This is a genomic window from Mammaliicoccus sp. H-M34, assembly GCF_022386495.1.
GTDB classification, from domain to species: Bacteria; Bacillota; Bacilli; order Staphylococcales; family Staphylococcaceae; genus Mammaliicoccus; species Mammaliicoccus fleurettii.
Genome location: NZ_JAJNIK010000008.1, coordinates 97,232 through 109,562, shown reverse-complemented (window position 1 = coordinate 109,562; position 12,331 = coordinate 97,232). Strand labels below are relative to the sequence as shown.

The window sequence follows — 12,331 nt, the reverse complement described above, 5'->3', positions numbered from 1 at the left end:
ATGTTTCTTTGTTCGCTTTGAAATAATCATTCAGAGAAGGGTATATTATGAATATAAGAAGTAAATATGACCGGTAATTTATATAACACTAAAAATCTCCTACAAAGGATAGTGAATGGAAATGACATTATTAAAGGTGGATCACGTTACGAAGTATTTTGGAAAGTTCAAAGCGTTAAATGGCGTTGATTTCATAGTTGAAGAAGGGGAAATCTTTGGCTTTATTGGACCTAATGGATCAGGTAAATCTACAACTATCAAAGCAATTTTAGGGATGCTTAAACCAACGAGTGGCTCTATTGAGATTTTTGGAAAAGATGCTTGGAAAGATGCAGTTCACATTCATAAAAATATCGCTTATGTTCCTGGTGATGTCAATTTATGGCCAAACTTAACTGGCGGGGAAGTTATAGACTTATTTTTAAAGTTAAGTGGTACAAATAATGTTGAAAAAAGGGATGAATTAATTGAAAAATTTGATTTAGATCCTACTAAAAAATGTGGTTCTTATTCTAAAGGGAATCGGCAAAAGGTAGCACTCATTGCAGCTTTTACAACAGATGCAAAGCTTCTAATATTAGACGAACCAACTTCTGGTCTAGATCCTTTAATGGAAAAAGTATTTCAAGATTGTGTATTAGATAAGAAAAAGGAAGGAAAAAGTGTACTATTATCTAGTCATATTTTAAGTGAAGTTGAAAAACTGTGCGATAGAGTTGGCATTATTAGAAAGGGAGAAATTGTTGAAATGGGTACGTTAGATGATTTAAGGCATTTAACAAGAATGCGTTTTGTTGTCCAAACTAATGAAGCATTGTTGAATTTGGACCAACAGACAGGTATCCATGATATTTTTAATGAAGAAAATACGTATCACTTTCAAGTAGATTCTGAACATGTATCAAATGTCATTAAATATTTAAGTCAATTTGAACTGTTGAAACTTGAGAGCATGCCACCTACTTTAGAAGATTTATTTATGACTCATTACGGCGTTGATATTGAAAGAGGTGAATAGTGATGCATAATCTCTTTAACGGAGTCGGTAAACTAACGTTATTTTACTTAAGAACGAATAAATGGAAAATGATTTTTTGGATAATAGGGATAGTTGCATTAACACTTATAATCCCACCGACATTTTATGAAATGTATCCAAATAAAGCTGATATGCAACCAATTGTTGAAACGTCTAAAAACCCTGCAATGGAGGCTATGTTAGGTCCAGGTCAATTTAACCAAGTTTCAGTTGGTGCATTGTTCACGCATGAAATGATGCTCTTTACAAGTATACTTGTTGCAATCATGAGCATATTGCTCGTCTCTAAAAATACACGAGGTGATGAATCTGATGGCCGTATTGAAATGATAAGAGCTTTACCAATAGGAAGAGTTTCGCCTTTAATCAGTTCAATAGTCATTATGATAATAGTTAACTTAGCGATTGCGGTGATATTGTCTATAACATTACCGTTACTCAATATAGATAGTATAACTTGGCAAGGTTCTATATTATATGGCGTTTCACTTGGGTCTATAGGTATCTTATTCGGTATGATTACAGCTATATTTGCTCAGTTAACAGAAACAAGTAGCAGTGTTACTGGATTAAGTGTAACAGTGTTGTTGTTAAGTTATTTAGTACGCGCGGTAGGTGACGTTATAAATGATGGTATATCTATGATTTCTCCACTTGGATGGTTAACAAGAACGTTTGCATATTCTGATAATAATTGGTGGCCAGTTGTTGTTATGATAATCACTGCAATATTATTTTTAGTAATAGCAATGGCACTTTATTTTAGAAGAGATATAGAATCTGGATTATTGCCATCTAAGCCTGGTAATAAATATGCACACAAAATATGGCTATCACCATTAGGAATGCAATTAAAATTGTACAAAGTAGGAATAATTTCCTGGGCAATAGGCATGTTTATATTTGGAGCATCTTATGGGTCGATTTTTGGAGAATTAGATGATTTTATTAAGAGCAATGAAATGTTACAGCAAATGCTTTCGAGTAATAGTGATGATTATGTAGAATCCTTTTTACCAACACTAATGGTTATTATGGCAATAGTATCAACTATTCCAGCTTTGCAAAGTCTCTACAAAATTAAAAACGAAATACAAACACATAGAATTGAAAATATTTTATCAAAAAAAGTTTCTAGAATGAAGTTATTAAGCAGTTATCTGCTAGTATCATTGGTTAATTCATTTTTAATGATATTTTTAGCAGCATTAGGCATGTATGTAGCACAAGCTTTCGTTTTAAAGAATCCTTTTGAATTTTGGACAATAATAAAGGCTGGAATCGTTCATGTGCCAGCGATAATATCCTTTGTGTCATTAGGTGTACTGCTTTTAGGATGGGTGAATAAATGGCATTTTGCAGTGTATTTATATTTAACTTATACATTTTTTGTTGTATATCTAGGGCAGTTATTAAATATTAAAGAGTGGCTAAAAAATATAACACCGTTTCAACATATTCCTGAAATTCCTGTAGAAGAAATGGATTATTCGGGTATAAGTATATTAATCGTTATATCAGTCGTTTTGATTATTGTAGGGTTAATCGGATTTAATCGTAAAGACATTTCATAAAGGGGGTACCAAGATGACTCATTTACCGAAAATAGGTAAACCAGCGACAAATGCTTTAGATAAGATTAATGTAACAACTTTGGAACAGGTTTCTAAACTAGACGATCATAATTTATCGAAATTACACGGTGTTGGTCCTAAAGCTATAAATATATTAAAAGAAGCTTTGAATGAACAAGGAATGTCATTTAGTAAGTTAGACGCTGATTTAAGCGACTTGGAATTTACAGTTCTCGGTGATTTGAAATGTGATAATGCGCCTAAACGACGAATTGTCCGGGATATTGTAATTGCATCTGTAGTTGGAGATGAACATTACCTTAACGAATGGTTAGCTGATGACTTTATATGGATAGTCCCAGGAGAATTTGAATTAAATGGTAAAGTAGCATTTATAGAAGAAATAAATGAGCACTTACAAAAAGTATCAAGTTTAGAAATAGCATCAATGCTTACACATGGCAAAGAAGCTTCTACTCATGGGACGATAATAAACCAAACAGGTGAAACAATACACTTTGCTGAAATATATGAATTTGAAAATCATAAAAAAGATTCTAAGATTAAAAAAATTACTTCATATATTATTATGAAGCCTTAATTTAATTAAAAATATTTATAGATTAAATACCTATATGAGTGAAATTATGGTAAATTATAGAGGTTATTATAAACTCTCGGAGGTTGAGAAATGGAAGCTACATTACCAAATTGCCCTAAATGTAATTCAGAATACACTTATGAAGATGGTGTATCATACATTTGTCCAATGTGTAACTATGAATGGACAGCTAATGGAGAAGAATCAGGAGACGCTGACAATGCAATCATTAAAGATGTAAATGGCGTCGAATTAAAAGACGGAGATACTGTTACTGTAGTCAAAGACTTAAAAGTTAAAGGATCTTCAAATTCAATCAAACAAGGTACTAAAGTAAAAGGTATCAGATTAGTGGATCCAGAAGATGGACACGATATCGATTGTAAAATACCAGGATTCGGTCAAATAGGACTGAAATCATCTGTAGTTAAAAAAGTAAGTAAGTAGATTTATTTAATAAAGACTGAAGATAGACAATTAATTTGTCTCATCCTCAGTCTTTTTGTGTATAAGAATGTTGTTAAATCAGTTTATGCTTTCTAATATTCTTTATTTATAAATTAATATCACTAGTTGAATATTTGAAGAATATAATAATTAATAGACTTTTTTAAGAATTTCGAAAATTAATTTGTTATGTACATATAATGAAATTTATGGTAAATATGGTATATAGAAATCGTTTTCAAATAATTTTAGGGGGAAAACACATGAAGGCTTATATGCAAAAATTTGCACAGTCTCTTATGCTACCTATTTCAATTTTACCGGTTGCAGGATTATTGTTAGGTATAGCATCTTTTATTGATTCGGGAGCAATTAACGGTGAAGGAAACAGTGTTGCTAACTTTTTAGCAAATGGTGGATTAGCTGTTATTAATAATTTACCCATACTATTCGCTGTCGGGTTAGCGTTTGGGATGTCTAAAGATAAAAATGGTGCAGCTGCACTTAGTGGTCTTGTATCATTTTTAGTTGTTACAGAAGTTTTAAAGCCAGAGTCTATGGCGAAAGTATTACATGTTGCGGAGGATAAAGTAGATTTAGCATTTACTGGTATTAGCAATGTGTTTATCGGGATAATTTGTGGTTTAGTAACTGCAGCAATTTACAACAGATTTAAAGATACTAAATTACCAACAGCATTTGCATTCTTTAGTGGTAAACGTTTAGTACCAATCTTATCAGCAGCTGCAATGTTGGTTATTTCAATAGCACTTATGTTTATATGGCCACCAGTTTATAATGGCTTAGTTGCATTCGGTGAGATGATAGCTCATCTTGGACCATTCGGTGCTGGCTTATACGGATTCTTTAACCGTTTATTATTACCATTTGGTTTGCATCATGCATTAAACCAAGTGTTCTGGTTTGATATTGCAGGTATTAATGATATCGCTAATTTCTGGTCAAGTAATGGCGAGCAAGGTGTAACTGGTCGATATCAAGCTGGTTTATTCCCAATTATGATGTTCGGTTTACCAGCAGCAGCATTAGCAATTTGGAAAAATGCTGAAAAACGTAACAGAAAAGTAGTAGGTTCTTTAATGATAACAGCAGCAATTGCTTCATTCGTTACTGGTATCACTGAACCATTAGAATTTTCATTCTTAGTAGCAGCACCATTGTTATTCGGTATACATGCCGTACTTACTGGTGTATCTATGTTCATTGCAGCAACATTCCAATGGACAGCAGGGTTTACATTTAGTGCAGGATTGATTGACTACTTATTAAGCTTAAGTATTCCAATAGCTAATAAACCACTCATGTTATTGTTACTTGGATTAATAATGGGTGTCGTATACTTCTTAGTATTTGATTTTGCTATACGTACATTTAACTTGAAAACACCTGGACGAGACGGTTTGATGGAAGAAGCGGCTAAACAAGACCCAAGTCTTGTAGAAGAAGGCGATGATCAAACTGCAAACAATAGTGGAGCAAAAGTTTCTAATAAAACACAACTTATATACGAAGCTATAGGTGGAAACGACAATATCGAAGTAATAGATCATTGTACGACAAGATTACGATTGACTTTAAAAGACACAAGTAAAGTAGATTTAGATAAAGTCAAAAAATCAGGTGCACTAGGAAATAAAGTAATAAGCGATAAAAACATCCAAATTATAATTGGAACAGATGTACAATTTACAGCAGATGAATTATTGCAACTGCAACAAAATAATCAATAAATATAAAACTGCCGTCAAAGTAGGGAACTTTGCCGGCAGTTTTTTTGTGTTTTTTACTGAAAGAGAGGAAGATAGAGATAAGTAAAAATATTGGAATTTAATAGGACTCTATAGATGAGAAACGCACGAAGACTTCAGAGATATCGTGCGATTCAGGTTGAATACGGCAAAAACGCACGAAGACTCAGACGATATCGTGCGATTCAGGTGAAATCCGGCAAAAACGCACGAAGACTCAGACGATATCGTGCGATTCAGCTCAAATTCGGTAAAAACGCACGAAGACTCAGACAATATCGTGCGATTCAGCTCAAATTCGGTAAAAACGCACGAAGACTTCAGAGATATCGTGCGATTCAGGCTAAATACGGCAAAAACGCACGAAGACTCAAGAGATATCGTGCGATTTTCTTATTTTATTATCCCAGCATTAATTCACTACAAAATCTGGTTGTTCTCCTTGTAGTTTTTTAATTGTATTGTTTGCTACGATTCGTGCCATTTCATCTCTTGCTTCAAATGTAGCGTTTCCGATATGTGGAGTGAGTACTACGTTATCCATTGTTTTAAGTTCGTCTGTTATTTTTGGTTCGAACTCAAATACATCCAATGCAGCGCCTTCGATTTCTTTTTCTTTTAGTGCTTCTACTAATGCTTTTTCATCTACAATTGGTCCGCGTGATGCATTGATTATATAAGCTGTTTCTTTCATTTTTTCAAAAGCATCTTTATTGAATAAATGATGTAATTGTTCTGAGTATGCTGCATTAATTGTGATGAAATCTGCTTGTTCTAACATTTCATCTAGACTGACATAAGTCGCACCTAATGATGCTTCTTTGTCTGGTTTTTTGTTTGGACCTGTATAAAGTATATTCATGTCAAATCCCTTGGCACGTCTGGCTACTGCAGAACCTATTTCTCCTAGTCCTACTATACCGACAGTCTTACCGGAGACTTCCCTACCTCTAAAGAATAAAGGTGCCCAACCATTGAAGCCTGTAGTTCTACATAGTTTGTCTCCTTCAGCAATTCTTCTAGAAGCAGCGAGCATTATACCTATTGTTAAATCTGCTGTTGCGTTTGTTGATGCTTTTGGTGTATTTGTAACATCGATGCCTTTTTCTCTAGCATATTTAACGTCTATATTATTAAATCCAGCGCCATAGTTTGCTATGATTTTTAAGTTAGATGCTTGATCGATTACTTCTTTATCTATATTAGTAGATAGTGGACTTATAATTGCATCTACATCTTGTACACTTTGAAGTAATGTTTCTTTTGTGATTAATTTTTCCCCTTTAAATACATCTACTTCAAAATGTTCTTTTAATAAATTTAAGCCTTCAGTTGGTATTTCTCCTGTTATGAATACTTTTTTCATGTTGCTACCTCCTATAAATCTTAATATATATTAGCTATACCCTAGTGTGACAGTTTCCATTCACTGAATTTGCGAACGATGATATCAAAAGCTATATGATAGGGTAAAAAGCTTGAATATGAAACTTGATTGTAGAGTTCTATTGGTGAACTGTTTACATATATATTGTAACGTGCATTTTGTGCTAAGTAGTTGTCTTTTAAAGTTGTAAGAGAAATATAGCTGATATTACGTGTATGCATAATTTCAATATTCTCTTTAAGATGTGGTGTTTCACCAGATAAAGAAATGATAAATATTAAATCGTCTTCTTTCATTTGATTCATTGAAATTTTAAGTTCACTTTCATCATTTATGACCATTACTCTTTTATTAATAGAGAGAAAATGACGTTGTGCATCTCTCGCGACATTTAATTGTGCGACACCTGTTCCATATATATAGATGTATGGTGATTTATCAATTTGTTCACTTATATAATCATAATCAATCATTTTTAAGTGCTTTATTGATTGTTGTAAATCTTGCTCGAGACTTTCTATGATATCGCTAGATGGTTTAGAAATTTGTTTGTTCAGTTTAATGTAAGCTTTGAAATCACTATAGCCATCAAATCCTAATTTGCGAGCTAAACGGTGGATAGAAGATATTGAAGTATGTGATAGATCAGCTATTTCTTGAATTTTTAAGCGATGAATCAAGTGAATATTTTGGTTAATCATTTGTATGATATGTATATCATTATCGTTAAGTCGTTGGTAATGCTCATTAATCAGTTTATCCAAAATCATTATAATCCTCCATTCGAAGTGAAAATATTTTCGTATTATGAAAATATAATCTAAGTTTACTATGTGATTTCTATTTACGTCAAACCTATTGGAAAATGTAAGCGCTTCCTATATTGTAGAGTTAACTTGATACAGAAAAGGGGTTAATATATGAATGCAATTAAACGATTTGGTAGTGCCATGATTGTTCCGGTATTGCTATTTGCATTTTTTGGTATTGTTGTAGGATTTGCAACTTTATTTAAAAATCCAAATATTATGGGTGATATAGCAAATGAAGGCACAATGTGGTTTAAAATTTGGAGCTTAATTGAAGCTGGTGGTTGGACGATATTTGATCATATGGAATTAGCTTTTGTAATTGGCTTGCCGATTTCGCTAGCTAAAAAAGCGCAAGGTAGAGCAACATTAGCTGCCTTAATGATTTATCTTGTATTTAACAATTTTATAAATTCTATATTAACTCTTTGGCCTAAAACTTTTGGAGTAGATTTATCAAAAGGTGTTGAAAATTTAACAGGTGTTAAAGAAATAGCTGGAATTGAAACTTTAGATACAAGTATTATCGGTGCAATTTTCATATCAGCAATTGTTATTTGGATACATAATCGCTTCTATGATAAAAAACTTCCTGAAATGGTTGGTATTTTCCAAGGGTTACCATTCGTCGTTATAATTGGATTCTTTGTTATGATCCCAATTGCTTTTATTGTTTGTGCAGTTTGGCCGACAGTTCAAACTGGTATCGCATCATTACAAGGCGTAATGCTACATTCAGGATTTGTTGGAGTTTGGTTGTTCCATTTCTTAGAAAGAATTCTTATACCAACAGGATTACATCACTTCATTTACACACCGTTTGAATACGGCCCAGCTGTTGTGAATGGTGGTTTGAAACCTTACTGGATTGAACATTTAACAGAATTCTCTAATTCTACAAAATCTCTTAAAGAATTATATCCATATGGATTCTTGTTACAAGGTAACATTAAAATGTTCGGTTGTTTAGGTATTGCTTTAGCAATGTATGCTTCAACACCTAAAGAAAATAAGAAAAAAGTTTTAGCACTTGTGTTACCTGCTGGATTGACTGCAATTTTCGCAGGAATTACTGAACCATTAGAATTTACATTCTTATTTATAGCACCATACTTATTCTTAATTCATGCATTGTTAGGCGCAACGATGGTTACCATTATGTATCTCTTCGGTGTTGTTGGTATTCAAGGTGGTGGCGCAATAGAACTAGCTGCAATTAACTGGATTCCATTGTTCTCTAACCATGGCAGTACTTATGTGGCACAATTCATTATCGGTATCATATTTGTTGTCATTTACTTCTTTGTTTTTAAATTTATTATAGAAAAATTCAATATTCCATTACCTGGACGAGTTGCTGATGACGGTGATGCAAAACTATATACAAAAGACGATTATAAATCTAAAAAAGGTAGTGCAGATACGCATCTTGATAACAATGCATCTGAATATGATACAAGAGCCATTTACTTCTTAGAAGGTCTAGGTGGTAAAGAGAATATTAAAGATGTAACAAACTGTGCGACAAGATTAAGAGTAACAGTTTATGATGCAGATCTAGTAAAAGATAATGATTATTTCACACATAACCAAATGGCACATGGTGTTGCGAAAAGTGGTACGAACGTACAAGTTATTGTTGGTTTAAGTGTTCCACAAGTAAGAGATTCATTTGAAACAATGATTTAACAAAAATTTGGAGGTCATGAATAATGAAGAAATTTAATATTACAGTAGCAGGCGGCGGGAGTACATTTACACCAGGTATTATATTAATGTTATTAGATCATTTAGAAGATTTTCCAATTGATACAATTAAACTTTATGATAATGATGGAGAAAGACAACAAACTATAGCTGACGCTTGCGAAATACTTTTAAATGAAAGAGCACCAGGTGTTAAATTATTAGCAAGTACAGATCCTAAAACAGCATTTGAAAATGTAGATTTTGTGATGGCACATATCCGTGTAGGTAAATATGCAATGAGAGAACAAGATGAAAAAATCCCACTAAAACATGGTGTTGTTGGTCAAGAAACATGTGGACCAGGAGGCTTGTCATACGGTATGCGTTCAATAACAGGGGTGCTTGAAATTGTTGATTATATGGAAAAGTATTCTCCAGAAGCTTGGATGCTCAATTATTCAAATCCAGCTGCTATAGTAGCAGAAGCAACTAGAAAACTAAGACCAAATTCAAAAATATTAAATATTTGTGATATGCCAATAGGAATTGAAGAATTAATGGCTACAAATATTGGTTTAGAATCTAGAAAAGAAATGGTCGTTAAATATTATGGTCTCAATCACTTCGGTTGGTGGACAGATATTAGAGATAAATCAGGTAAAGACTTGATGCCAAGTATCATTAAACACGTAGAAAAGTTTGGCTACTCAACTGATACGGGCAGTGAAATGGAACAAGAAGCAAGTTGGAACGATACATTTAAAAAAGCACGTGATGTTCAAGCATTAGATAAAGATACATTACCTAACACATATTTGAAATATTACTTCTTCCCAGATTATGTAGTAGAACATTCAAACAAAGACTATACAAGAGCGAATGAAGTAATGGCAGGACGAGAAAAGTTTGTATTTGGAGAATGTAAAAATATTATTGAAAAAGGAACTGCAGAAGGAACAGAGCTAACAATAGATGAACATGCATCTTATATCGTAGACTTAGCCAGAGCAATTGCATTTAACACAAAAGAAAGAATGTTAATGATTGTTGAAAATAAAGGCGCTATATCAAACTTTGAGCCAACAGCTATGGTTGAAATACCATGTTTAGTTGGTAGTGAAGGGCCAGAACCATTATCTGTAGGAGAAATACCAAGATTCCAAAAAAGTTTAATGGAACAACAAGTAGGCGTAGAAAAATTGACTGTTGAAGCATATGAAGAGCAATCTTATCAGAAATTATGGCAAGCACTCACATTATCTCGAACAGTACCAAGCGCATCCGTAGCAAAAGATATATTAGACGATCTAATAGAAGCAAACAAAGGTTATTGGCCAGAACTGAATTGATTTGAAAAAGCTGAGACAAACTAATTTGTCTCAGCTTTCTTTTTTGAAAGTAAAGATGTGGAGTGAGATAGGAGTTAATCGAAGAGATGGGGTAAGTTGTAGATTAACTCAGCCGTTTTTCCCATACCATCTTTCTTTAATAGAAATCTTCTAAGTGATATAATTAATTTAAGAATGATATATTTTTATTTAAAAATATAAGGGAGAATATCTATGTATATAGAGAGAAAGCCAACTATCAATTTAGCGGAATTAAAGAAGGAATTCACTAGTAATCTAGGGGAAATTGAGTATGCACAATCATCTGAACAAGCTTTAGAAGAACTTTTTAATTTTATTGAATTACAACATAATTACGCAGCTGCTTTAGAGGAAATTGGTACTAAATTGAAAATTTTAGATGATGAATTTCAAGTTGCTTATAAGCATAATCCGATTCATCATATGGAAAAGCGTGTTAAAGAGTTTCCAAGTTTAATTAAAAAGTTAGGTCGTAAAGGGTTTCCTCTAAATGCTGATTCGGCAAAGAAAAATATTCAAGATATAGCGGGGATGAGAGTAGTTTGTAATTATCTTGAAGATGTTTATACTATTGAAAAATTATTACTGAGACAAGCTGATGTCAAACTATTAAAAAGAAAAGACTATATCGAGAACCCTAAATTAAATGGTTATAAAAGTTTGCATATAGTTGTATCTATTCCAGTGTTTTTAGCTGAAAGTGTGCAAGTAATACCTGTTGAAATTCAAATTCGCACGATAGGTATGGACATGTGGGCGAGTTTAGAACATAAGTTAAGATATAAGAATACACGCGTTTCAACTGAACAATACCAAGAGAAATTAAAAGAATGCTCAATTGAAATTACGAATGTAGAACAAAAAATGCAAGAAATGAATGATGAAATTTATCACGACGAAACGGATCATTTATTAAAAATAGATAAATAATAAGAGTGAGAGGTAGGTCATCGTAATGGTCTTGCCTCCTTTTTATTTTCATAATGTATTATAATCTTAAATAAACAATCAGAAATTAAAGGAGTGGGGAACATGGATAGACATCCTAAAGTTGAAGCTTTTATGCAAAGAGAGAAGAAATGGAAAGCAGAGTTTGAGCTACTAAGAGAAATTATTCGTGAGTGTGAGCTAGAAGAAGATTATAAATGGATGCATCCTTGTTACACATTAAAAGGTAAGAATGTAGTGCTCATTCATGGCTTTAAAGAGTATTGTGCACTTTTATTTCATAAAGGAACATTATTAAAAGATCCTCACAAATTATTAATTCAACAAACAAAAAATGTACAAGCAGCTAGACAATTAAGGTTTACTAACGTTGAAGAAATTAAAGAGCAAAGAGAGATGATTAAAGATTATGTTGTTGAAGCTATTGAACTTGAAAAATCAGGAGCTAAAGTTGAATTAAAAAAGACAGAACAATATGAAATGCCAGTAGAACTTCAAGAACAATTAAATCAAAATAAAAATTTAGAAGAAGCATTCTATAATTTAACACCTGGACGACAACGCCAATATATTTACTATATTAGTCAAGCGAAGCGGGAAGCAACACGTATGAGTCGAGTTGAAAAATATATTGATCATATTCTCGACGGAAAAGGTCTAAATGATGAATGATAATGTATAAAAATACTGAAAAATCA

At 32.7% G+C, this 12,331-nt stretch carries 11 protein-coding genes; 9 read left to right on the top strand and 2 right to left on the bottom strand.

Annotation, left to right across the window (positions count from 1 at the left end; genetic code table 11):
* Positions 1 to 121 precede the first annotated feature (121 nt).
* From LQ608_RS10360 to nagE, 5 genes are all read left to right on the top strand, one after another.
* A complete protein-coding gene (locus LQ608_RS10360; protein ID WP_239751793.1) occupies positions 122 to 1,018 on the top strand; it encodes an ABC transporter ATP-binding protein in 897 nt (298 codons plus the stop codon).
* A 2-nt stretch (positions 1,019 to 1,020) separates the two neighbouring features.
* Entirely contained in the window at positions 1,021 to 2,613 is a 1,593-nt protein-coding gene (locus LQ608_RS10355) for an ABC transporter permease (protein WP_239751792.1), read from the top strand.
* Positions 2,614 to 2,626: 13 nt separating this feature from the next.
* A complete protein-coding gene (locus LQ608_RS10350) occupies positions 2,627 to 3,214 on the top strand; it encodes a helix-hairpin-helix domain-containing protein (protein ID WP_239751773.1) in 588 nt (195 codons plus the stop codon).
* Positions 3,215 to 3,304: 90 nt separating this feature from the next.
* Positions 3,305 to 3,661, top strand: a complete 357-nt coding sequence (locus LQ608_RS10345; protein ID WP_239751772.1) for a zinc ribbon domain-containing protein YjdM — start codon at positions 3,305 to 3,307, stop codon at positions 3,659 to 3,661.
* 263 nt (positions 3,662 to 3,924) lie between these two features.
* Entirely contained in the window at positions 3,925 to 5,412 is a 1,488-nt protein-coding gene (nagE, locus tag LQ608_RS10340) for an N-acetylglucosamine-specific PTS transporter subunit IIBC (protein ID WP_239751770.1), read from the top strand.
* A 430-nt stretch (positions 5,413 to 5,842) separates the two neighbouring features.
* On the opposite strand, the gene LQ608_RS10335 is transcribed toward nagE, so the two are convergent.
* The gene (locus LQ608_RS10335; RefSeq protein WP_239751769.1) at positions 5,843 to 6,796 is read right to left on the bottom strand and encodes a 2-hydroxyacid dehydrogenase family protein; all 954 of its coding nucleotides are present in this window, start codon (positions 6,794 to 6,796) and stop codon (positions 5,843 to 5,845) included.
* A 41-nt stretch (positions 6,797 to 6,837) separates the two neighbouring features.
* Positions 6,838 to 7,587: a MurR/RpiR family transcriptional regulator gene (locus LQ608_RS10330; protein WP_239751768.1), complete on the bottom strand. Its 750-nt coding sequence runs from the start codon at positions 7,585 to 7,587 to the stop codon at positions 6,838 to 6,840.
* A gap of 150 nt (positions 7,588 to 7,737) precedes the next feature.
* Between LQ608_RS10330 and LQ608_RS10325 the strand changes: the two genes are divergently transcribed.
* The 4 genes from LQ608_RS10325 to LQ608_RS10310 all read left to right on the top strand — a co-directional run bounded on the left by LQ608_RS10325 (position 7,738) and on the right by LQ608_RS10310 (position 12,305).
* Positions 7,738 to 9,315, top strand: a complete 1,578-nt coding sequence (locus LQ608_RS10325; RefSeq protein ID WP_239751767.1) for an alpha-glucoside-specific PTS transporter subunit IIBC — start codon at positions 7,738 to 7,740, stop codon at positions 9,313 to 9,315.
* A 23-nt stretch (positions 9,316 to 9,338) separates the two neighbouring features.
* On the top strand, positions 9,339 to 10,664 hold the full coding sequence (locus LQ608_RS10320) for a 6-phospho-alpha-glucosidase (protein WP_239751766.1): 1,326 nt from the start codon (positions 9,339 to 9,341) through the stop codon (positions 10,662 to 10,664).
* A gap of 213 nt (positions 10,665 to 10,877) precedes the next feature.
* Complete coding sequence (locus LQ608_RS10315) at positions 10,878 to 11,615, top strand: GTP pyrophosphokinase (RefSeq protein ID WP_239751765.1); 738 nt, start codon at positions 10,878 to 10,880, stop codon at positions 11,613 to 11,615.
* A 102-nt stretch (positions 11,616 to 11,717) separates the two neighbouring features.
* Positions 11,718 to 12,305, top strand: a complete 588-nt coding sequence (locus LQ608_RS10310; RefSeq protein WP_239751764.1) for a YdeI/OmpD-associated family protein — start codon at positions 11,718 to 11,720, stop codon at positions 12,303 to 12,305.
* Positions 12,306 to 12,331 lie beyond the last annotated feature (26 nt).